Annotated in this window: 26 protein-coding genes and 3 pseudogenes; 16 read left to right on the top strand and 13 right to left on the bottom strand. The window is 74.4% G+C overall.

Going from position 1 to position 25,626, the window contains the following annotated elements:
• Positions 1-77: 77 nt before the first annotated feature.
• Together ABEB13_RS25105 and ABEB13_RS25100 are read left to right on the top strand one after the other, a co-directional pair.
• Complete coding sequence (locus ABEB13_RS25105) at positions 78-305, top strand: DUF3107 domain-containing protein (RefSeq protein WP_198524021.1); 228 nt, start codon at positions 78-80, stop codon at positions 303-305.
• Between the two features lie 130 nt (positions 306-435).
• Entirely contained in the window at positions 436-720 is a 285-nt protein-coding gene (locus ABEB13_RS25100; RefSeq protein WP_345707288.1) for a hypothetical protein, read from the top strand.
• Between the two features lie 38 nt (positions 721-758).
• Here ABEB13_RS25100 and ABEB13_RS25095 read toward each other — a convergent pair whose 3' ends face one another.
• Complete coding sequence (locus tag ABEB13_RS25095; RefSeq protein ID WP_100888644.1) at positions 759-1,478, bottom strand: ferritin-like fold-containing protein; 720 nt, start codon at positions 1,476-1,478, stop codon at positions 759-761.
• Between the two features lie 478 nt (positions 1,479-1,956).
• On the opposite strand from ABEB13_RS25095, the gene ABEB13_RS25090 reads away from it, so the two are divergent.
• The 6 genes from ABEB13_RS25090 (at position 1,957) to ABEB13_RS25065 (ending at position 8,048) form a co-directional block, all read left to right on the top strand.
• A complete protein-coding gene (locus ABEB13_RS25090; RefSeq protein ID WP_380233379.1) occupies positions 1,957-3,939 on the top strand; it encodes a DEAD/DEAH box helicase in 1,983 nt (660 codons plus the stop codon).
• A 210-nt stretch (positions 3,940-4,149) separates the two neighbouring features.
• On the top strand, positions 4,150-5,007 hold the full coding sequence (locus tag ABEB13_RS25085; protein ID WP_345707287.1) for an alpha/beta fold hydrolase: 858 nt from the start codon (positions 4,150-4,152) through the stop codon (positions 5,005-5,007).
• A 389-nt stretch (positions 5,008-5,396) separates the two neighbouring features.
• Positions 5,397-5,540 (top strand): hypothetical protein, encoded by a 144-nt coding sequence (locus tag ABEB13_RS25080; RefSeq protein WP_198524022.1) that lies wholly within the window; start codon positions 5,397-5,399, stop codon positions 5,538-5,540.
• Between the two features lie 227 nt (positions 5,541-5,767).
• Complete coding sequence (locus tag ABEB13_RS25075) at positions 5,768-6,406, top strand: DUF6758 family protein (RefSeq protein ID WP_100888647.1); 639 nt, start codon at positions 5,768-5,770, stop codon at positions 6,404-6,406.
• Positions 6,407-6,494: 88 nt separating this feature from the next.
• Positions 6,495-7,343 carry a PHP domain-containing protein gene (locus tag ABEB13_RS25070; protein ID WP_345707286.1) on the top strand — a complete coding sequence of 283 codons (849 nt, stop codon included), beginning with the start codon at positions 6,495-6,497 and terminating at the stop codon, positions 7,341-7,343.
• Positions 7,344-7,433: 90 nt separating this feature from the next.
• Complete coding sequence (locus ABEB13_RS25065) at positions 7,434-8,048, top strand: MarC family protein (RefSeq protein WP_345707285.1); 615 nt, start codon at positions 7,434-7,436, stop codon at positions 8,046-8,048.
• Between the two features lie 31 nt (positions 8,049-8,079).
• On the opposite strand, the pseudogene ABEB13_RS25060 reads toward ABEB13_RS25065, so the two are convergent.
• Positions 8,080-8,627 (bottom strand): annotated as a pseudogene (locus ABEB13_RS25060) (suppressor of fused domain protein).
• A gap of 499 nt (positions 8,628-9,126) precedes the next feature.
• On the opposite strand from ABEB13_RS25060, the gene corA reads away from it, so the two are divergent.
• Positions 9,127-10,239: a magnesium/cobalt transporter CorA gene (corA, locus tag ABEB13_RS25055; protein WP_100888651.1), complete on the top strand. Its 1,113-nt coding sequence runs from the start codon at positions 9,127-9,129 to the stop codon at positions 10,237-10,239.
• Between the two features lie 24 nt (positions 10,240-10,263).
• Here the strand turns inward: corA and ABEB13_RS25050 are convergent, their stop codons facing one another.
• Positions 10,264-11,214, bottom strand: a complete 951-nt coding sequence (locus ABEB13_RS25050) for a DMT family transporter (RefSeq protein WP_380232125.1) — start codon at positions 11,212-11,214, stop codon at positions 10,264-10,266.
• A 147-nt stretch (positions 11,215-11,361) separates the two neighbouring features.
• On the opposite strand from ABEB13_RS25050, the gene ABEB13_RS25045 reads away from it, so the two are divergent.
• The 4 genes and pseudogenes from ABEB13_RS25045 (at position 11,362) to ABEB13_RS25030 (ending at position 15,228) form a co-directional block, all read left to right on the top strand.
• Complete coding sequence (locus ABEB13_RS25045; RefSeq protein WP_345707284.1) at positions 11,362-11,901, top strand: hypothetical protein; 540 nt, start codon at positions 11,362-11,364, stop codon at positions 11,899-11,901.
• A gap of 221 nt (positions 11,902-12,122) precedes the next feature.
• Positions 12,123-13,398 (top strand): annotated as a pseudogene (locus tag ABEB13_RS25040) (magnesium transporter MgtE N-terminal domain-containing protein).
• Positions 13,388-14,011 carry a DUF1003 domain-containing protein gene (locus ABEB13_RS25035; RefSeq protein ID WP_345707283.1) on the top strand — a complete coding sequence of 208 codons (624 nt, stop codon included), beginning with the start codon at positions 13,388-13,390 and terminating at the stop codon, positions 14,009-14,011. The pseudogene ABEB13_RS25040 and the gene ABEB13_RS25035 overlap by 11 nt, the downstream one beginning before the upstream one ends.
• 56 nt (positions 14,012-14,067) lie before the next feature.
• Positions 14,068-15,228 (top strand): Mrp/NBP35 family ATP-binding protein, encoded by a 1,161-nt coding sequence (locus ABEB13_RS25030; RefSeq protein WP_100888656.1) that lies wholly within the window; start codon positions 14,068-14,070, stop codon positions 15,226-15,228.
• Between the two features lie 70 nt (positions 15,229-15,298).
• Here the strand turns inward: ABEB13_RS25030 and ABEB13_RS25025 are convergent, their stop codons facing one another.
• The 5 genes from ABEB13_RS25025 to sigE form a co-directional block, all read right to left on the bottom strand.
• On the bottom strand, positions 15,299-15,520 hold the full coding sequence (locus tag ABEB13_RS25025; RefSeq protein ID WP_345707282.1) for a hypothetical protein: 222 nt from the start codon (positions 15,518-15,520) through the stop codon (positions 15,299-15,301).
• A gap of 202 nt (positions 15,521-15,722) precedes the next feature.
• Positions 15,723-16,400, bottom strand: coding sequence for a hypothetical protein (locus ABEB13_RS25020; protein WP_100888666.1), 678 nt, complete (start codon positions 16,398-16,400; stop codon positions 15,723-15,725).
• A gap of 219 nt (positions 16,401-16,619) precedes the next feature.
• Positions 16,620-17,048, bottom strand: coding sequence for a sec-independent translocase (locus ABEB13_RS25015; RefSeq protein ID WP_100892636.1), 429 nt, complete (start codon positions 17,046-17,048; stop codon positions 16,620-16,622).
• A gap of 175 nt (positions 17,049-17,223) precedes the next feature.
• On the bottom strand, positions 17,224-18,291 hold the full coding sequence (locus tag ABEB13_RS25010) for a zf-HC2 domain-containing protein (RefSeq protein ID WP_345707281.1): 1,068 nt from the start codon (positions 18,289-18,291) through the stop codon (positions 17,224-17,226).
• A complete protein-coding gene (gene sigE / locus ABEB13_RS25005; RefSeq protein WP_345709815.1) occupies positions 18,288-18,977 on the bottom strand; it encodes an RNA polymerase sigma factor SigE in 690 nt (229 codons plus the stop codon). Before sigE ends, ABEB13_RS25010 begins: the two co-directional genes overlap by 4 nt.
• Before the next feature lie 309 nt (positions 18,978-19,286).
• Between sigE and ABEB13_RS25000 the strand changes: the two genes are divergently transcribed.
• A complete protein-coding gene (locus ABEB13_RS25000) occupies positions 19,287-19,955 on the top strand; it encodes an O-methyltransferase (RefSeq protein WP_380232127.1) in 669 nt (222 codons plus the stop codon).
• A gap of 132 nt (positions 19,956-20,087) precedes the next feature.
• Here the strand turns inward: ABEB13_RS25000 and ABEB13_RS24995 are convergent, their stop codons facing one another.
• Positions 20,088-20,255, bottom strand: coding sequence for a DUF3117 domain-containing protein (locus tag ABEB13_RS24995; protein WP_014137929.1), 168 nt, complete (start codon positions 20,253-20,255; stop codon positions 20,088-20,090).
• A 321-nt stretch (positions 20,256-20,576) separates the two neighbouring features.
• Here ABEB13_RS24995 and ABEB13_RS24990 point away from each other — a divergent pair, with 321 nt between their 5' ends.
• Entirely contained in the window at positions 20,577-21,377 is an 801-nt protein-coding gene (locus ABEB13_RS24990) for an enoyl-CoA hydratase-related protein (protein WP_345707280.1), read from the top strand.
• 64 nt (positions 21,378-21,441) lie between these two features.
• Here the strand turns inward: ABEB13_RS24990 and ABEB13_RS24985 are convergent.
• Both ABEB13_RS24985 and ABEB13_RS24980 read right to left on the bottom strand, forming a co-directional pair.
• Positions 21,442-22,052, bottom strand: a pseudogene (locus ABEB13_RS24985) (DNA-3-methyladenine glycosylase I).
• Entirely contained in the window at positions 22,049-22,582 is a 534-nt protein-coding gene (locus ABEB13_RS24980) for a DivIVA domain-containing protein (RefSeq protein WP_345707279.1), read from the bottom strand. Before ABEB13_RS24980 ends, ABEB13_RS24985 begins: the two are co-directional and overlap by 4 nt.
• A gap of 159 nt (positions 22,583-22,741) precedes the next feature.
• On the opposite strand from ABEB13_RS24980, the gene folP reads away from it, so the two are divergent.
• Positions 22,742-23,554, top strand: a complete 813-nt coding sequence (folP, locus tag ABEB13_RS24975; RefSeq protein WP_345709814.1) for a dihydropteroate synthase — start codon at positions 22,742-22,744, stop codon at positions 23,552-23,554.
• 9 nt (positions 23,555-23,563) lie between these two features.
• Here the strand turns inward: folP and ABEB13_RS24970 are convergent, their stop codons facing one another.
• Both ABEB13_RS24970 and dapE read right to left on the bottom strand, forming a co-directional pair.
• On the bottom strand, positions 23,564-24,376 hold the full coding sequence (locus ABEB13_RS24970; RefSeq protein ID WP_100888671.1) for an LOG family protein: 813 nt from the start codon (positions 24,374-24,376) through the stop codon (positions 23,564-23,566).
• A gap of 63 nt (positions 24,377-24,439) precedes the next feature.
• On the bottom strand, positions 24,440-25,516 hold the full coding sequence (gene dapE / locus ABEB13_RS24965) for a succinyl-diaminopimelate desuccinylase (protein WP_345707278.1): 1,077 nt from the start codon (positions 25,514-25,516) through the stop codon (positions 24,440-24,442).
• Between the last annotated feature and the right edge of the window lie 110 nt (positions 25,517-25,626).

Below are 25,626 nucleotides of genomic sequence, written 5' to 3'. Positions count from 1 at the left end.
AGCCGTACGGCGCACTGACCTCGGACAACCGTTCGAACAGCGCGCGTGAATGGCTGCAACCCGGAGGGACGGAAGCCGTGGAGGTCAAGATCGGCGTGCAGAACGCGGCCCGAGAGATCGTTCTCGAGAGCCCGCAGACTGCCGACGAGGTCGAGGGTGCGGTCGCCAAGGCGCTGGAGGGCACCTCCAAGCTGCTGGTGCTGGCCGACGAGCACGGCCGTCGCATCATCGTCCCGGCGGAGCGCCTCGCCTACGTCGAGATCGGCGAGCAGGCCGTCCGCAAGGTCGGATTCGGCACGCTCTGACAGCTGTGAAGTCGGCGCCCCGTTCCTCTCCCGAGGGACGGGGCGCCGCCGTTTGCCCCCGGCGGCGCGTACCGTCCGCCTCCCCGGGGTATGGCGGGTACGACGTGCCGCACCAACGAGGAGGCCGCCCGTGCTCGTCGAGACGATCGCCTGCGCACTGATCGGCCTGGCCGTGGGGGTCGGCGCCTTGGTGCTGCTGCCCGCGTACTTCCCGGCCTCCCGCACCCTGACCCTGTCGACCGCCCTGGTGGCGGCCCTGCTCTCCGGCCTGATCGCGCGGTACGCGCTGGACGGGCGGCTGCCGGGGGTCGCCCTCGTCGTCAGCGCGCTCGGCTCGGGCCTGCTGGTGTCCGTGCTGGCCCGGCCCGACCTGGCCGCCCGGCGCGGAACCCACCGCCGCCACCGGCACGTCTGACCTGCGGCCGTCCGGGGACCGCCGGACGGCCGGCCCGGTCAGGACGCGAGCCCCAGCGCGGCCATCCGCCGGGTGTGCGCCTCGGTGATCCGGGTGAACATCTTGCCGACCTCGACCAGGTCGAAGCCCTGCACCCGGGCCCCGCCGACCAGCAGGTTCGACAGCGCGTCGCGCTCGGCCACCACCCGCTGGGCCTGGCTGAGCGCCTCGCCCATCAGCCGCCGGCCCCAGAGCGCGAGGCGGCCGCCCACCCGCGGGTCGTCCGCGATCGCCTGCCGCACCCGCTCCACCGCGAACTCGGCGTGCCCGGTGTCGGCCATCACGCGGAGCACCAGGTCCCGGGTGTCGTCGTCGAGCCGGACGGCCACCTCGCGGTAGAAGTCCGTGGCGATGGCGTCGCCCACGTAGGCCTTGACCAGGCCCTCCAGCCAGTCCGACGGCGCGGTGAGCCGGTGGAAGGCCTCCAGCGGCTCGACGAACGGCGTCATCACCTCGGTCGGGTCCGCGCCCACCTCGGCCAGCCGGTCGTGCAGCTGCTGGTAGTGCTGGAACTCCGCGGACGCCATCCGGGCCAGCGCCGCCTTGTCGACCAGACCGGGCGCGAACTTCGCGTCCTCGGCCAGCCGCTCGAAGGCGCTCAGCTCGCCGTAGGCGAGCGCGCCGAGCAGGTCGAGGACCGCGGCCCGGTAGCCCGGGTCGGCCGCGCACGCAGCCCAGTCGCCGATCGAGCCCACCTCGCCAGATTCCTGAGTCTCCATGGCTCGCCACCTTAGTGCCGCCCACCGGCCCGGTCCGCGCCGCGGGGCCGCACCGGCCCGTCCGGCCGCCGACGGCCACAGGTGCAGACCACGGAGTAAGCGGCGTCACGTGTTCGAGTCGGCGCGCCCCTGTATGGTGGTAGTGAGGCCTGGTGTACTCGCGCGGCCCGCCGTCAACGGCAGGCCGCGCACACGTGCTCCGCAGGGACACGGACACCGGGCCCACGTACGCGGATGCCCGGTCGGAGACCCGATCGGCTCCGACCTTGGCCCGGGCTTCGGGCCCAGGCACCGCATCAGTGGCCGAGCGAGGGCCGCCGCGGACCGCGCCGCTCGGCGCAGGTCCCGCGCCAGCCCCTCACGGGATTCCTCCCCTTCGCCGCCGGACGACGCGCCCGACACACGGGCCGCCCCGCCGGCCGTGCGCCGGGGCAGGCGCGGTTGTGCGTCACGACGATGGACCGGGCCCGAGGGCCCGGTGCGACTCCCGGGACGCCCGCTGCTCCGCTCGCTCTCGGCCCTCCCACATGGAAGAGGCAGCACCCTGTCCACCACCGCTGAACCCACCAGGACCACCTTCCGCGATCTGGGCATCCTCCCGGAGACCGCCGAAGCGCTCGAGTCCGTCGGCATCGTCCACCCCTTCCCGATCCAGGAGATGACCCTCCCGGTGGCCCTGACCGGCCACGACGTGATCGGCCAGGCGAAGACGGGCACCGGCAAGACCCTCGGCTTCGGCCTGCCGCTGATCGAGCGGGTCGTCGTCCGCGCCGACATCGACGCCGGCCGGGCCACCGAGGAGCAGTACACCGAGAGCCCGCAGGCACTCATCGTCGTCCCCACCCGCGAGCTGTGCACCCAGGTCACCAACGACCTGCAGACGGCCGGCAAGGTCCGCAACGTCCGCGTCCTCGCGGTCTACGGCGGCCGTGCCTACGAGCCGCAGGTCGAGGCGCTGCAGAAGGGCGTCGACATCGTCGTCGGCACCCCGGGCCGCCTGCTCGACCTGGCCGGCCAGCGCAAGCTCGACCTGTCGAAGGTCCGCGCGCTCGTCCTCGACGAGGCCGACGAGATGCTCGACCTCGGCTTCCTGCCGGACGTCGAGAAGATCATCACCATGCTGCCGGCCAAGCGGCAGACCCTGCTGTTCTCGGCGACCATGCCGGGCCAGGTCATCAGCCTCGCCCGCCGGTACATGAGCCAGCCGACGCACATCCGGGCCGCCGCCCCGGACGACACCGGCGCCACCGTCGCCAACATCGAGCAGCACATCTTCCGCGCCCACTCGCTGGACAAGGTCGAGGTCGTCTCGCGGATCCTGCAGGCCGAGGGCCGCGGGCTCGTGATGATCTTCTGCCGCACCAAGCGGACCGCGGCGGACGTCGCCGAGCAGCTCACCAAGCGCGGCTTCGCGGCCGGCGCCGTCCACGGCGACCTCGGCCAGGGCGCCCGCGAGCAGGCCCTGCGGGCCTTCCGCAACGGCAAGGTCGACGTGCTGGTCTGCACCGACGTCGCGGCCCGCGGCATCGACGTCGAGGGCGTCACGCACGTCATCAACTACCAGTGCACCGACGACGAGAAGACCTACCTGCACCGGATCGGCCGCACCGGCCGGGCCGGCGCCTCGGGCACCGCGGTCACCCTCGTCGACTGGGACGACATCCCGCGCTGGCAGCTCATCAACAAGGCGCTCGACCTGCCGTTCAACGAGCCGGAGGAGACCTACTCCACCTCGGCCCACCTGTACGAGCTGCTGAAGATCGCCCCCGGCACCACCGGTGTCCTGCCGCGTTCCGAGCGCACCCGCGCCGGCCTGAACGCGGAGGAGGTCGAGGACCTCGGCGAGACCGGCGGCCGCGGCGCCCGCTCGCGCCCGCGCGCCGGCAAGGCGGCGGCCCCGGAGGCCGAGGCCGCGCCCGAGCAGGAGCCGCGTCCGCGCCGCTCCCGTGAGCGCCGCCGTACGCGCGGCGGGGCCGAGGCCGCCGAGACCGTGGCGGAGGCCGGTGCGCCGGCTGCCGTCGCGACCGCCGAGGCCCCGGCCGCGGAGGGCGACGCTGCTCCCCGGCGCCGCCGCCGTCGCACCCGCACCAGCGGCCCGGACGGCGCCCCGGTGCTGGACGGCGCCGTCGACGCCCCGGCCGTGGCCGGGACGGTGACCGAGGCCGTGGCCACGGCCACCGCCACCGCCACCGCCACCGCCGAGACCGTGCCGGCGCCGCGCCGGCGCACCCGCGCCAAGGCCGTGACCGCCGAGACCGCCCCGGCCGCCGAGGCCGTGGAGATCCCGGCGGCGGCGGACGGCGAGGCGCCCGCGCCCCGTCGCCGCACCCGGGCGAAGGCCGCCACCGCGACCGCCGAGGCCCCCGCCCCGGAGGCCGCGGCCGACGGCGAGGCCCCGGCCCCGCGCCGGCGCACCCGGGCCCGCCGCCCGGCCGCCGCCGAGGCGGCCCCGGAGAGCTGACGGGCAGCACAGCACCGCAGAGGGCGGGCCGATCACCGCGATCGCGCCCGCCCTCGGCGTTTCCCCGGCCCGGACGCCGCCGGCCGGGAGCCCGCCCGCACCACCGGCCGCGCCGGGCCGGGTCCTGTCCGGTCGATCCGACACGATCGACCGGACAGGACCTAAGCTCGGGGCGTTGGCCCTCCCCCGCTGTCGCCTGGAGCCGTCGCGATGAGCACCCCGCCCTTCCTCACCCTGCCGCGCTGCGCCCGGGCCCTGCGACTGGAGACCGCGCGCGGCTCCTTCGCCGCCCTGCTGGCGGAACCGGCCGGGCCGGCCCTGGGCACCGCACTGCTGGTCCCCGGCTTCACCGGCAGCAAGGAGGACTTCATCGCCCTGCTGGAACCGCTGGCCGCGGCCGGCTACCGGGTGGCCGCGGTCGACCAGCGCGGCCAGTACGAGTCGGGCGGCCCGGCCGACCCGGAGGCGTACCGGATCGGGGAGCTCGCCGCGGACGTGCAGGCGCTCGCCACCGTGCTGGGCGGGGAGGCGCCGCTGCACCTGCTCGGTCACTCGTTCGGCGGACAGGTCGTCCGGGAGTCCGTGCTGACGGCCCGCGGCGCCCTGCCCTGGCGGTCGCTGACGCTGCTGTCCACCGGCCCGGGGGCGATCGACCCGGCCGAGGCGGCCCGGACGAAGCTGCTGCTGGACGTGCTGCCGGCGATGGACCTGGAGGCGATCTGGCAGGTCATGCAGCAGCTGGAGCAGGACAGCGGCAGCGCTCCCGCGGTGCGCCCGGAGATCGCCGACTTCCTGCACCGCCGCTGGGTGGCGAACGTCCCGCAGGCGCTGACCGCGATGGGCGAGCACCTGGTGTCGGCGCCGGACCGGGTGGCCGAGCTGGCCGCCGTCGCGCTGCCGATGCAGGTGGTCTGCGGGGTGCGGGACTACGCGTGGCCGGTCGAGGAGCAGGCCGCGATGGCCCGCCGGCTCGGGGCCCGGCACGTCGTCGTCCCGGAGGCCGGGCACTCCCCCAACGCGGAGCACCCGGCGGTCACCGCCGCCGCCCTCGCCGCGTTCTGGGGCTGACCCGCGCCCGCACCGCGGCCCGCCGCGGCCCCGCCCGGCCCTCGTGTCCCGCCCGCACCGCGGCAAAAGGCGGGACAAAAATCGTTAGCTCGGGTAATATTTGATTCTGTCCGGGAATCGTTGCGCTGCGAGTCCCGTTGAACCCCTGGCGAGATACGCCGAAACCGGGACTTTACGGACGGGCAATCGCCCGGAAGCAGCACGGCGGCAGAGTGGCTCCATGAGGCAGTGTCGCCTCGGCAGCACAGGCCGTCCGATGCGCGAGGGGGACGATGCGGGTAGCAGCAGCCGCCGGACGACAGCACCACCAGCAGCAGGGGTCGGCCGGCACGCCCGCGGTCGACGGCCTGCCACAGCCTCGGCCGACCAGGCCAGGAAGGGAGAGGCCCATGTTCGAGATCCTCCGTCTGGACGACGCCTCCGGCGCCGCCACCGACCGACTGATCGTCGACGCGGACACCGTCCGCGAGTACGTGAAGGATGCCGCCCTCACCGGCGAGCGCCTGTACATCCGACCGTGCAAGAACGTGTGAGCGAAGGCCGGGCCGGCAGCCGCCGGGCCCGACCGCTGACGCCCCGTCACCCCGTGGAGGGTGACGGGGCGTCCGGCTGTCCGGACGCACCCGGTGCGACCAGCGTGACGTTTGCCGACGCCCGGGACGGGACATTCCCCAACGGGACGGCGGCGCCTCGGCGCGGCGCACCCCGTACGGGTGATCGTCCTTGACGCGGCGGTCCGGAGGGAGGAGCGTTGTCGGCTATGAGGGGCGAGCCAAGCTGCCCGAGGTGCGCCGGCCGGGTCCGCGCCCCGGGCCTGTTCTCCGACACCTGGCAGTGCGACCAGCACGGGGCGGTGCACCCGATGCAGCCGGTGCTGCCCCCCAGCGTCGAGGCCCTGAACGTGGCGGTGGCCCGCTCCCAGGTGCCGGTCTGGCTGCCCTGGCCGCTGCCGGTCGGCTGGCTGTTCACCGGGATCTCGCACGTGGGTGACGACCTGTCGGGCGCCCGCGCGACGGCCGTCGCCTGCTCCGGCCCGGCCCCGCTGGGCGGGTTCGGCGAGCTGGTCCTGGTCGCCGAGGAGCTCGGCGTCGGGGTCGGCGCCCGCTACGCCGGCCTGGACGGGCCCGACCCCGGCGACTCCGTCTCGCTCTACAAGGCCGCCGACGCCAAACTGATGGCGGCCGGCCGGCCCACCCCGATGTTCCACGTGCCCGAGGCCCCGGCCGACCGCGCGGTGTACGTCGGCGAGGCGCGCGGGCTGTGGCTGTGGGCGATCGCGTGGCCCGAGCAGTCGGCACTGCTGATGCACGACGAGTTGGTGCTGACCGACCTGCGGGAGGCCGGTGCGGAGCTGGGGCTGCTGCCGTGCGGCGCCCTCTCGCCGCGCCTGCTGGGCTGACGGCCGCCGCACCGGCGGGCCGACGGCCGCCCGGGCACGCTGACTAAGCTGGGCGGGGCCGCCTTCCTCCTCGTCCTGGAGCCCCGCCGTGCGCATCGACCTGCACGCCCACAGCAACGCCTCCGACGGCACCGACAGCCCGGCCGAGCTGGTCGCGGCCGCGGTGGCGGCCGGGCTGGACGTCGTCGCGCTGACCGACCACGACACCGTCGCCGGGCACGCCGAGGCCGCCGAGGCCGTCCGCGGCACCGGCCTGACCCTGGTGCCCGGAGCCGAACTCTCGTGCCACGTCGACGGCGTCAGCATGCACCTGCTGGCCTACCTCTTCGACCTCGCCGAGCCGGCCTTCGCGGCCGAACGCGACCTCGTCCGGAACGACCGGTTCCGGCGCGGGCGGGCGATCGTCGAGCGCTGCCGGGAACTGGGCGCGCCGATCGACTGGGAGCAGGTGGAGCGGATCGCGGGCGCGGGCTCCGTCGGCCGCCCGCACATCGCCAGCGCGCTGGTCGAGGCGGGCGTGGTGGCGACCGTCTCGGACGCGTTCACCGCGGACTGGCTGGCCAACGGGGGCCGGGCGGACGTCCGCAAGCACGAGACCGACCCGGAGGTCGCCGTCCGGCTCGTCCGGGCCGCGGGCGGCGTGCCGGTGTTCGCGCACCCGGGCGCGGTCAAGCGAGGCCGGACGGTCTCCGACGAGGTGATCGCCGCGCTGGCGGCGGCCGGGCTGGGCGGCCTGGAGGTCGACCACATCGACCACGACGAGCCCACCCGGGAGCACCTGCGCGGCCTGGCCGAGGAGTTGGGCCTGTTCGCCACCGGCTCCAGCGACTACCACGGGCACCGCAAGACCGTCCGGCTGGGCGAGCACACCACCGATCCGGCGGTCTACGAGGAACTGCTGGCGCAGGCCCGCGGCGCGGAGCCGATCCGCGGCTGAACCCGCCGGCGGCGCGCCGCCGCCGCCCATGGCCGCCCGGAAACGGACAATCCATGCCATGGACCACGCAGTGCGCGCGGGGCTCGCGCGGTGAGCGTCTTCGACGGCCGGGTGTTCGGGTCGCTGTTCGTGACGCTCTTCGTCATCATGGATCCGCCCGGCACGATCCCGATCTTTCTGGCACTCACCTCCGGCCGGGCCGCCCGGGTCCAGCGGCGGATGGCCTGGCAGGCGGCGGCGGTCGCGCTCGGGGTGATCACCTGTTTCGGGCTGTTCGGCCAGCAGATCCTGGACTACCTGCACGTGTCGATCCCGGCGCTCCAGGTCTCCGGCGGCATCCTGCTGCTGCTGATCGCGCTGGACCTGCTGACCGGCAAGATCGAGGAGCCGACCCAGACCAAGGACGTCAACGTGGCACTGGTGCCGTTGGGCACCCCGCTGCTGGCAGGTCCGGGCGCCATCGTCGCGGTGATCCTGGCGGTGCAGAAGGCCGACCGCGTCGCCCAGTACGCGGCGGTCTGGACGGCCATCGTGGCGATGCACGTGGTCCTCTGGCTGACGATGCGCTACTCGCTGACGGTCATCCGGATCATCAAGGACGGCGGTGTGGTGTTGATCACACGCCTGTCCGGCCTGCTGCTGTCCGCGATCGCCGTCCAGCTGGTCGCCAACGGGGTGTTCGCGTTCATCGCGTCCTACCGCTGAGGCGACGGGCGTGCCGCCGGTCGACGGCGGGTCAGTCCAGCGGAACGGCCCGGCGGCCGCCGTCGCGCAGGTCGGTGCCGTGCCGCAGCCAGCGCTCCTCCAGCGCCGCCGCGCCCTGGACGCGCTTGTAGGCGGCCTCGTTCGGGGTCATCGGGAGCAGCGGCAGGAAGCGGACGGGTTCGGCCGGATCGGCCAGCTCCACGTCCGCGACGAGGCCGCCCGGCTCGGCCACCAGGACGGAGGTGAAGGGTGCGCCCTCCCAGAGCGGCGAGCCGAGGTCCAGCGAGCCGCCGGGGGCCACGATCAGGCCCTCGACCTGCGGCGTCGCGGCGAAAGTGGCGAGCGCGCGCAGGACGTCGTCGCGCCCCCGCGGACGCTGAGCACCAACTCGGCGCGGGGTCCGCGGACGGGGTCGGCGACCGCTGACGTGGGGTCGGCCATCGGGCTCGCGGCCATGCCCAGGGTGGCGTAGCGGACGAGGCCGTCGACGTCCGGGCCGAAGCGCAGCACCTCGATCCGCTCGGTGCCGAGGAAGGTGACCTGGGCCCGGCCGCTGCTCTCGCCGAAGGTGGTGAGCAGGCGCGCCTCCACGGCGGCGAGCACGGCGGTGCGGGAGAGGTCGTCCGGACCGCCGGAGGAGTCGGAGAAGTCGCCGAAGAGCGGGAAGTCGTGCGCCATGCAGGCGACCTTAGCGCCCGGAAGCTGTCCGATCCGCGCACACCCCGGCAGTGCGGTGGCCGGAACTGTTAGTGTGGGCGGCTGGCCACTGGGGATGCTGAACCCCGGGGCCGCGGCATGAAGGAGGTGGTTGCGGTGGATACCAGCCGACCATGCAGTACCGGCAGCTCTGCCCGGCCTGTCCTCTGCCGCATCTCCTCCTGACGAGGTAGTCGAGGCGGCGTCACACCCGGCCGGGAGAGCACCTTCCCGGGAGCCGAGGCGCCCAAACCGAACTCCTGCCGATTCCCGGCGGATTTCGCGGGTATCCGCACTCCCGGCACGTCCACCGGTGTTCCCCGCCGTCGCACCACGGCCGCCACCGCCTGCCGTGCGGCGGCTCCTGCCCGAGGAGCCTGCCATGTCGATGATCAACAACCTGCGCGCCGCCGTCCGACCGCACCGCCGGCGCGAGACCCCGTTCGACACCCTGCGCCCCGGCCACGCCCCTTCGGCCGTGGTCGACTGCGCCGTCTACCAGGACGGCAAGCGGGTCGGCGAGAGCTGCAGCCCGCGCGAGGCCGCGCAGCGGGTCAAGCTCTGCCGCGACCAGGACCCGGGCTCGTTCAGCTGGATCGGCCTGCACGAGCCCACCGAGGCGGAGTTCGAGGGCATCGCGCAGCGCTTCGGCCTGCACCCGCTGGCCGTCGAGGACGCCGTGCACGCGCACCAGCGGCCCAAGGTCGAGCGCTACGACGACGTGCTGTTCGCGGTGTTCAAGACGATCCGCTACGTGGAGCACGACCAGCTCACGCCGACCAGCGAGGTCGTCGAGACGGGCGAGCTGATGGTGTTCGTCGGCCGGGACTTCGTGATCACGGTGCGGCACGGCGGGCACAGCTCGCTGAAGGAGCTGCGGCTGCGGTTGGAGTCGGACGCGGACGGTTCGGGGCTGCTCGGCAAGGGCCCGTCGGCGGTGCTGCACGCGATCGCCGACCACGTGGTCGACAACTACCTGCTGGTCGCCGACCGGTTGCAGACCGACGTCGACGAGATCGAGTTCGCGGTCTTCGCCGACAAGTCCGGCCGCGGCGCCGACGTCGGCCGGGTCTACCAGCTCAAGCGCGAGGTCCTGGAGTTCAAGCGGGCCGTGGCGCCGCTGCTGCGCCCGATGCAGCTGCTCTCGGAGCCGATCCAGCGGCTGATCGACCCGGACATCCAGAAGTACTTCCGGGACGTCGCCGACCACCTGGCCCGGGTCACCGAGCAGGTGCACGGCTTCGACGAGCTGCTCAACTCGCTGCTCCAGGCCAATCTGGCGCAGGTCTCCGTCGCGCAGAACGAGGACATGCGCAAGATCACGGCCTGGGCGGCCATCTTCGCGGTGCCCACCATGATCACCGGCATCTACGGCATGAACTTCGACTACATGCCGGAGCTGCACCACAAGTACGGCTACCCGCTGGTGCTCGGCGGCATCGTGGTGATCTGCATCGGGATGTACAAGGGCTTCCGCCGCAACGGCTGGCTCTGACGGACCGCCGGGCGGGCCGGCCGGTCAGGACGCGGACCGGCCGCCGCGGGCGACCAGCACCAGGCCCACCAGGATCAGGCCGACCGCCGGGTACGCGGCCGCCGGCGGCCACTGGCCGAGCCAGACGGCCGCGATCAGCGCCGCACCCGGGGTCTCCAGCAGGATCGCGGTCGAGGTGACCGAGGGGCCCAGGGTGCGCACCACCCGGTTGCTCAGCGAGTGCCCGAGCAGCTGGGCGGTCGCCATCAGCAGGGCGATCTGCCACCAGACCCCGGCCGGCCAGCCGCCGAGCGGGGTGCCCGCCGCCAGGCAGACGCCGAGCAGCACCACGGCGGTGGTGGTGTAGCAGACCAGCGTGTACGCGGTGGTGCTGACGGTCCTGCGGACCTCGGCGCCGAGCAGCACGTACCCGGCGGCCGCGGCACCGGCGCCGAGCGCGAGCGCGTCGCCGAGCAGGGCGCGGGCCGACAGCGAGAGGTCGACGCCGGTCAGCACCAGCACGCCGGCGAAGGCGACCGCGACGCCGATCCGCACCAGCCGCGGGGCCCGCTCGCCCATCAGGCGCAGCAGCAGGATCGTCCACAGCGGGGTGGTGGTGACCAGCGCGGTCGCCGACGCCACCGAGGTCATCCGCAGACTGGGCATCCAGAGCGCGAAGTGCACCGCCAGCAGCACGCCGGCGGCGACCGCGAGGAGCAGCGCCCGGCGGCCGATGCCGCGCAGTTCGGCGCGGTGCCGCAGCAGGGCGTACGGGCCGAGCACGCCCACCGACATGGCGTTGCGCCAGAAGGCGATCGCGAGGGCCGGGGCGGCGGTGGCGCTGATCAGCGGGGCGGACAGCGAGATGCCGCCGATCGAGACGGCGAGCAGCAGCAGGTCGAGCCTGGGCAGGGCGCGGTGTCCGGGGGCGGCCTGCCCGGTGGCCCGGACGGCGACGGAGTCGGGGGCGGCGGCGTCGGACCGGGCGGCGGGCACGGTTCTCCTCGGGGCGTGGAACGGGACGCCACTACGGTAAGGCCTGTCAGGACGTCATGGCACTGTCGTCCCGGGCGGTGAGACGGACCGCGGAGCGCGGATGGACGACCCTGCTGCCGCCCGGCCCCCAGGCCGTACGCTGGGGCCATGGAGCGTACGACGACCGCCGCAGACGACTTCCTGGACCGCGCCCTGCTGGAGGAGGCCGCCAAGAAGTCCGGCCTGCTCTGGGTGCGGGCCGCCGGGCAGCCGCACGGCCGGGCCCTGTGGCACGCCTGGCACGACGGCGCGGTGGTGGTGGTCGGCGACGGCGGCGAACAGCCGCTGCACGGCCTGACGGCCGGTTCGACGGCGACGGTGACCGTCCGCAGCAAGGACAAGGGCGGCCGGCTGACCGGCTGGCCGGCGTCCGTCACCGAGTTGGCCCCCGGCAGCGAGGCGTGGCTCGGCGCCGTCGAGGAGCTCAAGGGCAAGCGGCTGAACGCCCCCGACACGGACACCGTCGGGGACCGCTGGGCCCGCGAGTGCCGGGTGCTGCGGCTGGCCCCGGCCGGCCCGCTCGGCGAACGGCCCGGCACGATGCCGGACGACGCCCACAGCGCCGTGCCGATGCCGACCCCGGCCACCACCCGCCGGCCGATCCCGGCCGGCCTCCCCAAGCTGCTGCTGAAGCGCCGCCGCGGCTGACGGACCGCCGGCGGCCCGCCGTCACCCCGTCGGCCCCGCCGCGGCCCCGGCCGGCGGCCGCGCCCCGGCCTGCCCGGGCCCGCCGCGCCGGGCCCTCGACGCCGGGCCGCCGGCGGGCTGCGCCCTGCTCCCGCAGGTAGCCTGGGCGCCACAGACGTGCCCGTCGCACCGGCACAGGCGGCGACCGCGCGGACGGTCCCCGGTCAGGAGGGAGCGGTCCGATGGCAGGCGCAGGCAGCCGGGTGTTCATCTCGCACCTCTCCGGCCTCGCGGTGTTCGACCCGAACGGCGACCAGGTCGGGCGGGTCCGCGACGTCGTCGTCTCGCTGCGGATCGGCGGCCGCCCGCCCCGGGTGCTCGGCCTGGTCGTCGAGGTGATCGGCCGGCGGCGGATCTTCCTCCCGATGACCCGGGTGACCAGTCTGGAGTCCGGCCAGGTCCTCACCACCGGCGTCATCAACATGCGGCGCTTCGAGCAGCGCCCCTCGGAGACCCTCGTCCTCTCCGAGCTGCTGGACCTCACCGTCATCCGGACGAAGACCCAGGAGGAGGTCACCGTCCTGGACGTCGCGATGGTGCAGACCCGGGTCCGCGAGTGGGAGATCCGCAAGGTCTTCGTGCAGGTCGGCCGGGTGAGCCGGCTGCGCAAGGCCCGGGGCGAGACCCTCACCGTCGACTGGTCCGAGCTCACCGGCTTCTCGCTCACCGAGGAGGGCCAGGGCGCCGCCAACCTGCTGGCCACCTTCGAGCAGCTGCGCCCCGCCGACCTCGCCAACGTGATGCACCACCTGTCCGCCAAGCGACGGGCCGAGGTCGCCGCCGCGCTCGACGACGACCGGCTGGCGGACGTCCTGGAGGAGCTCCCCGAGGACGACCAGGTGGAGATCATCGGCAAGCTCAAGGAGGAGCGCGCCGCCGACGTCCTGGAGGCGATGGACCCGGACGACGCCGCGGACCTGCTCTCCGACCTCCCCGAGGAGGACGCCGAGCGGCTGCTGCGGCTGATGGAGCCCGACGACGCCGCCTCGGTGCGCCGGCTGCTCTCGTACGCCGAGGACACCGCGGGCGGCCTGATGACCACCGAGCCGATCGTGCTGGAGCCCGACGCGACGGTCGCCGAGGCGCTCGCCCGGGTCCGGATCGCCGAGAACAAGCCGGCCCTGGCCGCGCAGGTCTACGTCTGCCGGCCGCCGAACGAGACGCCGACCGGCAAGTACCTGGGCACCGTGCACTTCCAGCGGCTGCTGCGCGAACCCCCTTCACCCTGGTCGGCTCGCTGGTCGACGACGACCTGGACCCGCTGCCGCCGGACACCCCCTGCCGCTGGTCACCAGCTATCTCGCCGCGTACAACATGGTCGCCGCGCCGGTCGTCGACGAGGCCGACCACCTGCTGGGCGCCGTCACCGTCGACGACGTGCTCGACCACCTGCTGCCGGACGACTGGCGCGAGGCGTCGCTGACCGGTGCCGAGAGCGAGGCCGTGCATGGACGCTGACCGCAAGCGGGGGCGCGAGGACAGCCCGCGCCAGCGCATCCAGGGCGAACTGCGCGAGCTGCGGCAGCTGCGCGAACTGCGGGCCCGGGAGGGCAGCCGCACCCAGCGCGCCGAGTCCTCGGGCACCCGCAGCCGGCTCGACCAGCCGCGCACCGCCCGGCGCGGACTGATCCCGATGCCGACCTACGACCCGGAGGCGTTCGGCAAGCTCTCCGAGCGGATCGCGCGCTTCCTGGGCACCGGCCGGTTCATCGTCTGGATGACGGTGGTGATCATCGCCTGGGTGGTGTGGAACACGCTGCTGCCGGCCACCGTCCGCTTCGACGAGTACCCGTTCATCTTCCTGACCCTGATGCTGTCGCTCCAGGCGTCCTACGCGGCGCCGCTGATCCTGCTCGCGCAGAACCGCCAGGACGACCGCGACCGCGTCAACATGGAGCAGGACCGCGCCCGCTCGGACCGCAACATCGCCGACACCGAGTACCTCACCCGCGAGGTCGCCGCCCTGCGCCAGGGCCTCGGCGAGGTCGCCACCCGCGACTTCGTCCGCTCCGAGCTCCAGGCGCTGCTCAAGGAGCTGGAGGACCGCCGCGGGAGCCGCGACCTCGTGTGACCGTCAGCACGCTACCGACGGGTCGGGCCCCGGGCCGGGCGCCGTACCATCAAGGCATGGCCAACGAGACCGAGATTGCCGCCGGCGTGACGGAGGAGTCCGTGCGCACGGCGCTGGCGACCGTCCACGACCCGGAGATCAACCGCCCGATCACCGAGATCGGCATGGTGAAATCCGTCGGGATCGCCGACGGCGGCGCGGTGAAGGTCGCGGTGTACCTCACCGTCTCCGGCTGTCCGATGCGCGAGACGATCACCCAGCGGGTGACCGACGCGGTCGCGAAGGTCCCCGGGGTCACCGCCGTCGAGGTCGAGCTCGACGTGATGAGCGACGAGCAGCGCAAGGAGCTCTCGCAGCTGCTGCGCGGCGGGGCGCCCGAACGCGAGATCCCGTTCGCCAAGCCGGGCACGCTGACCCGGGTGTACGCGGTCGCGTCCGGCAAGGGCGGCGTCGGCAAGTCCTCGGTCACCGTCAACCTGGCCGCGGCGATGGCCGCGGACGGCCTCAAGGTCGCCGTCGTGGACGCCGACATCTACGGCCACAGCGTGCCCCGCATGCTCGGCGTGGAGGGCCGGCCGACCCAGGTCCAGGACATGATCATGCCGCCGTCGGCGAACGGCGTGAAGGTCATCTCGATCGGCATGTTCACCCCGGGCAACGCCCCCGTGGTCTGGCGCGGCCCGATGCTGCACCGCGCCCTCCAGCAGTTCCTCGCCGACGTGTACTGGGGCGACCTGGACGTCCTGCTCCTCGACCTGCCCCCGGGCACCGGCGACATCGCCATCTCGGTCGCCCAGCTGGTGCCGAACGCCGAGATCCTGATCGTCACCACCCCGCAGATGGCCGCCGCCGAGGTCGCCGAGCGGGCCGGCACGATCGCCCTGCAGACCCACCAGAAGATCGTCGGCGTCATCGAGAACATGTCGGGCATGCCCTGCCCGCACTGCGACGAGATGATCGACGTCTTCGGCACCGGCGGCGGCCAGACCGTGGCCGACGCACTCACCCGCTCCGTCGGCGCCACCGTGCCGGTGCTCGGCTCGATCCCGATCGACGTGCGCCTGCGCGAAGGCGGCGACGACGGCCGCCCGGTCGTCCTGGCCGCCCCCGACTCGCCCGCCGGCGCCGCCCTGCGGGCCGTCGCCGGCAAGCTCGGCGGCCGCCAGCGCGGCCTCTCCGGCCTGTCGCTCGGGCTCACCCCGAAGAACAAGTTCTGACCGAGCAACGGGCCGGTCAGCGGCGGGGCACTCCCCGACCCGCTGACCGGCCCGTTTGCCGTTGCGGCCTTCAGGCGGGCGGCGAGGTCCGGGTGATTGCCACCGGCGCCCGGGACGGCCGCTTGTGCAGGTAGTCCCATACATCGTGGAATGTCACCAGCAGGCCGAGAAGCAGGGTCACCGCTGCTATCGGCCTCCACCAGGCATGACCCGCGAAGACCTCGGCGCTCAGCCCCGTGAGGCAGCTCAGTCGCACCAGCACGCCCCGGCACGTACGAAGCCGAGCCTTCATCCGTGCTCTTCTCCTGTCGACACCGGCCGGACTGTATCGCGCGGGTGGTGGAGCGGCACGGGGGTACAGCCGTGATGACGTTCCTGCCGGGGCTCGCCCTGGAGTTCCCGAGCCGGCGGGCGCCACGGCAGCCGTCCGACCGCCCCGGGCGCAGCGGGGCCTGCCGGCCCGGCAGGACCGGTGGCGGGCCCCGGCGCGGTGGTCAGCGTCCGTGGTAGGAGGCGAGGTCCGGCAGGGTGCTGAAGCCGATGCCGTACGCACTGACGCCGCGGCCGTAGGCGCCCAGCAGGACGCCCGGGGCCTCGCCGGCCAGCACCCAGCCGTACTCGGACTCGCGGTAGTGGAAGGGCTGCGGCACGCCGTTCACCGGCAGGGTGAGCGGCGACCAGCCCGGGCCCTCCAGGTCGTCGGCGAGGTCCCAGGCGAGGGCGGTCTGCTGGTCGAGCCAGTCCTGCCGCAGCGCCCGGTCGAGCTGGCCGGGCGGCACGGTGGCGAGCAGGCCCGAGCCGGCCAGCCAGGCGGCGGAGGACGCCGAGGTGGCCTCCAGGGTGCCGGTGTCGTCGGCGCTGCGGCGGCCGGGACGCCGGGCCACCGTCACCACCACCGCGAACCGGTTGGCCTCGCGGGACTCGTACGGCCGGGCCGGCTCGTCGCCGTGGCCGAGCGAGCCGTAGTCCGTCCCGGCGCCCTGTCCGGCCCGGCCGGCGCCGACCGGGAAGAGCCAGCGACGGCCCGTCCAGCCCTCGTCGAGCCCGTACCAGGGGAAGTCCGCCGCCAGGTAGGGCGCCAGCGGGTCGGCGGGGCCTGCCTGGGCACCCACCACGGGCGCACCGCGCCCTCCTGGCGGGGCCGTCTCCACCGCTCGGCTCGTCGCGTCCATCGCAGGCCTCCTCCACGCACCCGTGTTCTGCCGCAGCGTTCCATGGTGGCGCACCGGGCGCCCCCGGCCCGCGCAACGGGGCCGACGGCGGGCCGTACGGCGCACTGCGGCGCGGCGGGAGCACCGATCACCCTAGCGGCACACACGCCGACGCCCCGGCCGGTCGGGTGACCGGGCGGGGCGTCGGGCGCGTCGGAGGGGCCTGCGGCGGGCGCGGGCTCAGGTGGCGTCCAGGTCGAACGGCGGGCGCTCACCGGCCGCCAGCGGCGCGCCGGAGGAGACGGGCGCCGACTTGGTGAGGTCGGCGGTGCGGGCGGGCGCGGACGACCGGGTCGGGGGCTCGTCGTTCAGCGCCGACTTGAAGTCCAGACCGTCCTTGAGCTCCTTGAAGCCCAGCGGGTCCTCGTTGCCGCCCATGAGCTGCTTGCGGACGAAGGTCTTCGGGTGCAGGTCGGTGAACTCGAAGTCCTGGAACTCCGGACCGAGCTCGGTGCGGATGTCGTCCTTGGCGCTGTCGGCGAAGGCCCGGACCTTGCGGATGAAGCCCATGGTGTCCTGGATGAGCTTCGGGAGCTTGTCCGGCCCGAAGATCACAATGGCCATGACGGCCAGCGCGACGACCTCCAGAGGGCCTATGTCAGTGAACACGTAAGCTCCCAGCTCCTGATGGACGACGCGACGAGCTCGGTGGACATCGGTCGTGCCTACAGGGTAATGGCCGACACCCCGATGTGACCCCGCAGCCCGGTGAAGCGGTGGCGAAGACCACTCGGCGGGCCGGAGGCGGCCCGCCGGCCTTCGCCGGCCCCGCCTCCCGGGCCTCCTAGCGGAGCAGGTGGTGCGGGAAGAACGCGTCACCCGGGAGATTCGTCCCCGCGGGCTGCGGGACGGCCGCCGGGGCCTGCGAGGCCACCACCGGCATCATCGGGAAGTCCGCGGGCAGCTGGGCGACCAGCGGGGCGGTGCCGGCGCCCGGACCGCTCACCGGGGTGACCCGGATGCCGTGCTGCTCCTCGCCGCCGACGGTGGCGGGGCCACCGACACCGCCCAGGGTGACCGCGGCCACCGAGAACGCCCCGGCGGCGGCGAAGACGAAGCGGCGGCCGAACGGCGCCGACGGGCGGCCGGTGGCGGCGGCCGCAGCCGGCTCGGGCACACCGGCCGACGGGCGCACGGGCAGCGGACCGCGCCGGGCGCGGAGTTCGGTCAGGCTGCGCAGGGCCCCCGGGCCGCGCGGGTCGCCCGCCGACGGGAGGCCCGCGGCGAAGGGGCGCTCCGCCGGAAAGGGACGGTCGGACACGACGCCGGGGCCCGGCAGGCCGGCCCGGGGGTCGACGCCGGGAATCGGGGTGTCCGCACCGAGCGCGCCGGAGCCGAACGAGGAACCGGCGCCGCGGCCGAACGAGCCGCCGGTCAGCCGGCTGCCGCCGAGGGTGCCCGCGACGGGCGGGGCCGCCGCGGGGGTGCCGTCGGCCCCCGGGCCGTCACCGCGCTCGTCCTCCGGCAGGGCGGCGACCGCCATCAGGCGCGCCATCAGGGTCGAGGAGGGGTCGGGCGTGTCGGTGCGGGTCAGCAGGTGTTTGACCGCACGGCCCTCGTCCGCCTCCGCGAGGCAGTCGGGGCAGGTCGCGAGGTGGGCCTGGACCCGCTCACGGGAGTCGTGGCCGAGCTCGCCGTCGAGGTAGGCGGAGAGCCGGTCGCCGAGATGGTGCTCCTCGGCCGGCTCGCCCACCGCCCGGACGGGGAGGGATCGCAGCTCCACCGCGCCCGACGGGTCGGCGGAGTACGCCTGCTCGCTGCCGCGCCGGCCGAGCTGGGCCCAGGACGGGCCCCGCCGGGACCGGCCGGCCGGCTCCAGCCGCCCGCCGCCTGCCGCGGCGCCGCCGCTCACGAGCCCCTCCGGTCGAGACCACCCGCCGCGCCGGGGTCGGCGCCGACCGGGACGGGCTCGGCCGAGCCGCCGCGGCGCAGTCGGCCGGGGGCGGCGTTGGGCGCGCGGTGCTTGAGGGCGGCGCGCAGGTGCGAGCGGCCGCGGTGGATCCGGCTGCGGACCGTCCCGAGCTTGACGCCCAGGGTGGCCGCGATCTCCTCGTAGGAGAGGCCCTCGATGTCGCACAGGACGACGGCGGCGCGGAACTCGGGCGCGAGGGTGTCCAGCGCCTGCTGGACGTCGGCGTCGAAGTGGGTGTCGCTGAAGTGCTGGGCCGGGCTGGGCTCGCGGCTGGGCAGCCGCTCGGCGGCGTCCTCGGCGAGGGCGTCGAAGCGGATCCGCTGGCGGCGGCGCACCATGTCGAGGAAGAGATTGGTGGTGATGCGGTGCAGCCAGCCCTCGAAGGTGCCGGGCGTGTAGGTGGAGAGCGAGCGGAAGACCCGGACGAAGACCTCCTGCGTGAGGTCCTCGGCGTCGTGCTGATTGCCCGTCAGCCGGTAGGCCAGGCGGTAGACCCGGGCGCTGTGCGCCTCGACGATCTCCTCCCAGGTGGGCGGCGTCCAGCTCTGCGCGTCGGGGCCCTCGGCGAAGGTGGCGAGCGCGGCCGGCTCGGCCGTCGTCTCGTCGGCCGCGGGGTGTGCGTCCAGGGGGAGTGCGCGGGCTGGTTCATCACGGGCTTCGGCGTACGGGCCGACGAGGTGCCGCGGACGTGCCGCTGCACAGGGACGTCGCCCTCGGCCACACCTCCTCGGTCGGCTCTTCTGCCCAGCAGGGCCACCACCATATCCACCTCGCCCGTCGGATCCGGATAAAGTGCCAGACCGCCCCCGGACGGGCCGCCGGCCCGCCTCGACGGTGCCGTCGGCACCCTGATCGCCAAGTCCTGTCCCCTTCAACGGCCCGCCGACGGACGCGGTTCCCGGGCGGCCAGTAATCTGTGGCTGAAAATTGTCGACATCGGGTCGGCACCAGGCGCTCCGGAAGAGGCAGCCATCACCGAGTTCGGGCCAGAGCGCGCAGCGCTCGCCGACACCTACGTCGGCGAGGACGCGGTGCTGACCTACGCCCGGGCCCAGTCGGCGCGCACCGGGATACGGGCGATCGGCCCCAGCGGCGGCGCCTTCCTGCGGCTGCTCGCGGCGGCGGTGGACGCCAAGTCGGTCGCCGAGATCGGCACCGGGACGGGCGTGTCCGGGGTCTACCTGCTGCGCGGCATGCGGCCGGACGGCGTGCTGACCACCGTCGACAGCGAGCCGGTGCGCCAGCAGTACGCGCGCGAGGCCTACCAGGCGGCCGGCTTCGCGCCGAACCGGGCCCGGTTCATCCCGGGGCGGGCGCTGGACGTGCTGCCGCGGCTCGCCGACGGGCAGTACGACCTGGTCTTCTGTGACGGCGATCCGGCCGAGTCGCAGTCCTATCTTGCAGAATCGTTGCGGCTGCTCCGGCCCGGCGGCATGGTCTGCTTCGAGGGCGTCTTCCAGCAGGGCCGGCTCGCCGAGCCCGACCGGAACGACCCGCAGACCCACGCGGTGCGCGAGCTCGTCCGGGAGGTCCGGGAGAGCGACCGGCTGCTGCCCGCCCTGCTGCCGGTCAGCGACGGCCTGCTCTGCGCCGTCAAGCGCTGACACCCCGTCCGGGCCGGGCGCGCCGCGGGCGGCGGGAACACCGCCCGGCGCCGCACGGCACAGGGCCCGGATCCGCTGATCGGATCCGGGCCCTGCCGGCATCTCCAGGAGATGAGGTGAGCACCCGCTGCGTCAGCCGCAGGCCTTCTTCAGAGCCTCGCCGAGGGCGTCGGCCTCATCGGGCGTCAGCTCCACCACCAGGCGACCGCCGCCCTCGAGCGGAACTCGCATGATGATGCCCCGCCCCTCTTTGGTGACCTCGAGCGGGCCGTCACCCGTCCGCGGCTTCATGGCCGCCATGCTCGTTCCCCTTCCTGCAACCGCTCAGCTACGTACCGGAGGTCCGTCCACCGCCGGTATCGAACGCATTGATCGGAAGCCATTATCCCGCATCCCGCACCCCGATGACCAACATCACTCTCCGGGCAGCGGCGACCGCACTCTCCCATACCGGGCCATCGCCGTGCATAAGCCCCATTCGGGTGCTCCCGTGACAGCGGCCGGACCGTGCGCTACCTCACACTCCCCAGCCGGCCGCCCCCTGGGCCATGCTGAACCGGTCGGCCCGTCCCGAACGGCCGCCGACCCGACGTCCGACCACCACCAGGGAGCCCTCACCCGATGTCCGACCCCGTGCTGTACGAGCTCGACGGCGCACTCGCCGTCATCACCATCAACCGCCCGGACGCGATGAACGCCCTGGACGTCGCCACCAAGGTCGCGCTGCGCGACGCCGTCGTCGAGGCCGCCGGCGACCCGGCGGTCCGCGCGGTGCTGCTGACCGGGGCGGGCGACCGGGCGTTCTGCGTCGGCCAGGACCTCAAGGAGCACCTGGGCCTGCTCAAGCACGCCGAGGAGACCGGCGAGGGCGCGCTGAGGACGGTGGCCGAGCACTACAACCCGCTGCTGCGGGCGCTCGCCGGGATGCGCAAGCCCACCGTCGCCGCGGTCAACGGCGTGGCGGCGGGCGCCGGCGCCGGCCTGGCGTTCGCCTGCGACTTCCGGATCGTCGCCGACACGGCGGGCTTCAACACGTCCTTCGTGGGGGTCGCGCTCACCGCGGACTCCGGGGTCTCCTGGACGCTGCCACGGCTCGTCGGGCACGCCCGGGCGACCGAGCTGCTGATGCTGCCGCGCACCGTGAAGGCCCCGGAGGCGCTCGACCTCGGGCTCGCCACCCGGGTCGTGCCGGGCGTCGAACTCGCAGCGACCGCACGGGAGTTCGCCGCCCAGCTGGCGGCCGGCCCGACCGTCGCCTACGGCGCCGTCAAGGAGTCGCTGGCGTACGCGGCCTCGCACTCGCTGAGCGAGCTCCTCGACAAGGAGGACGAGCTGCAGACCATGGCCGGGGAGAGCGAGGACCACACCATCGCCGTCCGCGCCTTCGTCGCCAAGGAGACGCCGAAGTACGTCGGGCGCTGACCCGGACGGCCTCCGGGCCGGCCCGCGCCGGCCGGAGCCAGGGCCCTGTCCGGCCGGGCAGCGCTCAGGTCCCGGCCGGGCGGCCGGCGGCGCCGGAGGTGCGGACGTGACAGTCCGCCAGGTGGTCGTCGACCAGGCCGCAGGCCTGCATCAGCGCGTACGCCGTGGTCGGCCCGACGAAGCGGAAGCCGCGCTTCTTCAGCTCCTTGGCCAGCGCCGTCGACTCAGCGGTCACGGCCGGCACCTCGGCGAGCGTCCGGGGGCCGGGCGGTCCGGGTCGGCGGCGTACCGCCAGATCAGCGCGTCCAGCCCGCCGTCCAGCTCCAGCGCGGCGCGGGCGTTGGCCACCGTCGCCTCGATCTTGGCCCGGTTGCGGATGATGCCGGCGTCCTGCAGGAGCCGCTCGGTGTCGGCGGGGCCGAACCCGGCCACCTCGGAGATCCGGAAGCCCGCGAACGCCGCCCGGAAGCCCTCCCGGCGGCGCAGGATGGTGATCCAGGAGAGCCCGGACTGGAACGCCTCCAGGCTGACCCGCTCGAAGAGCGGGTCGTCGCCGTGCACCGGCCGGCCCCACTCGGTGTCGTGGTACTCCCGGTAGTCCTCGGCCGACAGGCCCCAGCCGCAGCGCAGCAGGCCGTCGGGGCCGGGGACGGCGCCGGTCGCCTCGTCGCTCACTTCTGCTTCTTCTCCAGGTCGGCCTTGGCCTGCTCACCGGCGGTCTGCTCGGCTGCGGCCTCCTCACCGGCGGTCTGCTCGGCTGCGGCCTGCTCACCGGCCACGGCCGGGCCGGCGGCACTGTCCTCACCGGCGTCGGCCTCGTCCGCCGGTGCCGCAGCCGGCTCGATCACCGCGGCGAACTCCTCCAGGCCGGGCAGCGGCTCGTCGAGCACCGCGGTGTCCGGCGCCGCCTCGACCGAGCCGCGGACGACGGCGGCCGCCTCCAGCTCGGCGATCCGGGAGTCCCGCAGGGCCAGCTCGGTGCCGAGCCGGTCGAGCACGTCGTCCACCTCGTCCATCCGGTAGCCGCGCACCGCCATCGGCAGCCGCAGCCCGTCGACGTCGTGCCGGGCCAGCGGCCGGTCCTGCGGCAGCCGGGCGGCGATCCGGTCCGGGACCGCCTCCGGGAGCACCCCGCCTCCGCCGAGCGCCACCAGCGCCGCACCGCCGACCACCACGGCCATCGCCGCCACGATCACCCAGAACACGAGCCGCCTCCGATACTCCGCGACCCGTCTCCGGCAATGGTGGGATCATGGTCCCCGGACAGGCCGGGGCCCATCATTGCACCCGGGCGAGCTGTGGAGGAGATTCCGGTGGACTTGCGTCTCGGCCCGCGGGAGTTCGGCAAGGACGAACTCGTGATCATGGCCATCGTCAACCGCACCCCGGACTCCTTCTTCGACCGCGGCGCCACCTTCGCCGACGACGCCGCGTTCGCCGCCGCGGACCGTGCGGTGGCCGAGGGCGCGGCGATCCTGGACATCGGCGGGGTCAAGGCCGGCCCGGGCGAGGAGGTCACCGTCGAGGAGGAGCTGCGCCGCACCGTCCCGTTCGTGGCCGAGCTGCGCAAGCGCCACCCGGACGCGGTGATCAGCGTGGACACCTGGCGGCACGAGGTCGGCGAGGCGGTCTGCGAGGTCGGCGCCGACCTGCTGAACGACGCCTGGGGCGGGGTCGACCCGAAGCTCGCCGAGGTCGCCGCCCGGTACGACGTCGGCCTGGTCTGCACCCACGCGGGCGGCGCCGAGCCGCGCACCCGGCCGCACCGGGCGGGGTACGAGGACGTGATGGCGGACATCCTGCGGGTCACCGTGGGGCTGGCGGAGCGCGCCGCGGAGCTCGGCGTCCGGCGGGACGCGCTGATCATCGACCCGGGCCACGACTTCGGCAAGAACACCTGGCACTCGCTGGAGGCGACCCGGCGGCTGCCGGAGATGACCGCGACCGGCTTCCCGGTGCTGGTCTCGCTCTCCAACAAGGACTTCGTCGGCGAGACGCTGGACCGGCCGGTCGACGAGCGGCTGCTCGGCACGCTGGCCACCACCGCGGTCTCGGCCTGGCTCGGCGCGCAGGTGTACCGGGTCCACCAGGTCGCCGAGACCCGGCAGGTACTCGACATGGTGGCGTCGATCCGCGGCACCCGGCCCCCGGCGGTCGCCCGCCGGGGGCTCGCGTAGCCGTCCGGCTCAGACCTGGGTGCCGTTCGGCCTGCGGGTCTCCGCCAGGATCTTCAGCACGTCCTCGACCTCGTCGACCACGTGGAACAGCTCCAGGTCCTGCGGCGAGGCCTTGCCCTCGGCGATCAGGGTGTTCTTCAGCCAGTCGACCAGGCCGCCCCAGTAGGCGCTGCCGAAGAGCACCACCGGGAAGCGGGTCACCTTGCGGGTCTGCACCAGGGTGAGCGCCTCGAACAGCTCGTCCAGCGTGCCGAGGCCGCCGGGCAGCACCACGAAGCCCTGCGCGTACTTCACGAACATCGTCTTGCGGACGAAGAAGTAGCGGAAGTTGAGCCCCAGGTCGACGAACTCGTTGAGGCCCTGCTCGAAGGGGAGCTCGATGCCCAGGCCGACGCTCAGGCCGCCGGCGTCGGAGGCGCCGCGGTTGGCGGCCTCCATCGCACCCGGGCCGCCGCCGGTGATCACCGCGTAGCCGGCCTCGGCGAGGGCCCGGCCGATGGCCACCCCGGCGGCGTACTCGGGCGAGTCGACCGGGGTCCGGGCGGAGCCGAACACGCTGATGGAGGCCGGAAGTTCGGCGAGCGCCCCGAACCCTTCGACGAACTCCGAGGTGATCCGCAGGACCCGCCACGGATCGGTGTGCAGCCAGTCGGTGGGGCCGGTGGTGTCCAGCAGCCGCTGGTCGGTGGTGCTGGTGCCGACCTGGTCGCGCCGCAGCAGCACCGGGCCCTTCTGCTTCTCGGGCCAGGGCTTCTTGCGTTCGGGCGCGTCGACTTCTTCGGGACCGTGCCCGTAGTGCTTTTCGTCTCCAGTGCCTGTCATGACGAAACCCTACGCCCGCCGTCCACCGATTACGGCGAACGGCGGGCAACCTCGCGATGGCCGTCAGGAGCCGGTCAACCAGGCCCGCAGACGCTCCTCGACCTCGGCGATCGCGGTGAGCGAGCAGTGCTCGTCCCGCTTGTGGGCGAGGTTGGGATCGCCCGGCCCGTAGTTGACCGCCGGGACGCCGAGCGCGCTGAACCGGGCGACGTCCGTCCAGCCGAACTTGGCCCGCGCCTCGCCGCCGACCGCGGCCAGGAACGCCTGCGCGGCGGGCCGGTCGAGTCCGGGCAGGGCGCCCGGCGCGGTGTCGGTGACGGTGACGTCGAAGCCCTCGAACACCTCGCGGACGTGGTCGGCCGCCTCCGCCTCGGAACGGTCCGGGGCGTAGCGGAAGTTCACGTGCACCCGGCACTCGTCGGGGATGACGTTGCCGGCCACCCCGCCGTCGATGCGGGTGGCGTTCAGGCCCTCGCGGTACTCCAGGCCGTCGATGACCACCCGGCGCGGCCGGTACTCCGAGAGCCGCCGCAGCACCTCGACGGCCTTGTGGATGGCGTTGTCGCCGAGCCAGCTGCGGGCCGAGTGGGCGCGGGTGCCGGTCAGCGTGACGTCGGCGCGCAGGGTGCCCTGGCAGCCGCCCTCGACGACGGCGCCGCTGGGCTCCATCAGCACCGCGAAGTCGGCGGCGAGCCAGTCGGGGTGCTCGGCCGCGAGCCGGCCCAGGCCGTTGCGGGAGGCCTCGATCTCCTCGCAGTCGTAGAACACGAAGGTGAGGTCGTGGTCGGGCTCGGTGAGGGTGGCGGCCAGTCGCAGCTGCACGGCGACGCCGGACTTCATGTCGGAGGTGCCGCAGCCGTAGAGCAGGTCGCCCTCGACGTACGACGGGAGGTTGTCGGCGATCGGCACGGTGTCGAGGTGCCCGGCGAGCAGCACCCGCTCGGCCCGGCCGAGGTCCGTCCGGGCGACCACGTTGTTGCCGTACCGGTCGACGGTCAGGTGCGGGAGGGCGCGCAGGGCGGCCTCGACCGCGTCGGCGAGGGGCTGCTCGTCGCCGCTGACGGACGGGAAGTCGACCAGCCGGGCGGTCAGCGCACCGCCGTCGAGGGTCAGGTCGAGGGGCGTGTTCGGGCTGCTCATGGTGGTTTAGCGTATCGGTGGCGGCCCGGTCGGCGGGCGCCGGACGCAACCGGGCGGAGCTGCCCGGCCGTCCGAGTGGGTACGGTGTGCGGGCGACGGAGCGGACGAGA

The organism is Kitasatospora paranensis, assembly GCF_039544005.1.
GTDB lineage: Bacteria > Actinomycetota > Actinomycetes > Streptomycetales > Streptomycetaceae > Kitasatospora > Kitasatospora paranensis.
The sequence above is the reverse complement of the archived record's forward strand: the minus strand, read 5'-3'. Positions and strand labels throughout refer to the sequence as shown.

Bases quoted from the DNA above. Each gene is read 5' to 3' on its own strand.
- ABEB13_RS25085 (WP_345707287.1), top strand. From the start codon at position 4,150: ATGAGCACCCCGCCCTTCCTCACCCTGCCGCGCTGCGCCCGGGCCCTG.
- ABEB13_RS25035 (WP_345707283.1), top strand. From the start codon at position 13,388: ATGGACGCTGACCGCAAGCGGGGGCGCGAGGACAGCCCGCGCCAGCGC.
- ABEB13_RS25080 (WP_198524022.1), top strand. From the start codon at position 5,397: ATGTTCGAGATCCTCCGTCTGGACGACGCCTCCGGCGCCGCCACCGAC.
- ABEB13_RS24990 (WP_345707280.1), top strand. From the start codon at position 20,577: ATGTCCGACCCCGTGCTGTACGAGCTCGACGGCGCACTCGCCGTCATC.
- ABEB13_RS25075 (WP_100888647.1), top strand. From the start codon at position 5,768: ATGAGGGGCGAGCCAAGCTGCCCGAGGTGCGCCGGCCGGGTCCGCGCC.
- folP (WP_345709814.1), top strand. From the start codon at position 22,742: ATGGCCATCGTCAACCGCACCCCGGACTCCTTCTTCGACCGCGGCGCC.
- ABEB13_RS24995 (WP_014137929.1), bottom strand. From the start codon at position 20,255: ATGGCGGCCATGAAGCCGCGGACGGGTGACGGCCCGCTCGAGGTCACC.
- ABEB13_RS25025 (WP_345707282.1), bottom strand. From the start codon at position 15,520: ATGAAGGCTCGGCTTCGTACGTGCCGGGGCGTGCTGGTGCGACTGAGC.
- ABEB13_RS25020 (WP_100888666.1), bottom strand. From the start codon at position 16,400: ATGGACGCGACGAGCCGAGCGGTGGAGACGGCCCCGCCAGGAGGGCGC.
- ABEB13_RS24970 (WP_100888671.1), bottom strand. From the start codon at position 24,376: ATGACAGGCACTGGAGACGAAAAGCACTACGGGCACGGTCCCGAAGAA.
- ABEB13_RS25095 (WP_100888644.1), bottom strand. From the start codon at position 1,478: ATGGAGACTCAGGAATCTGGCGAGGTGGGCTCGATCGGCGACTGGGCT.
- corA (WP_100888651.1), top strand. From the start codon at position 9,127: ATGTCGATGATCAACAACCTGCGCGCCGCCGTCCGACCGCACCGCCGG.
- ABEB13_RS25045 (WP_345707284.1), top strand. From the start codon at position 11,362: ATGGAGCGTACGACGACCGCCGCAGACGACTTCCTGGACCGCGCCCTG.
- ABEB13_RS25030 (WP_100888656.1), top strand. From the start codon at position 14,068: ATGGCCAACGAGACCGAGATTGCCGCCGGCGTGACGGAGGAGTCCGTG.
- dapE (WP_345707278.1), bottom strand. From the start codon at position 25,516: ATGAGCAGCCCGAACACGCCCCTCGACCTGACCCTCGACGGCGGTGCG.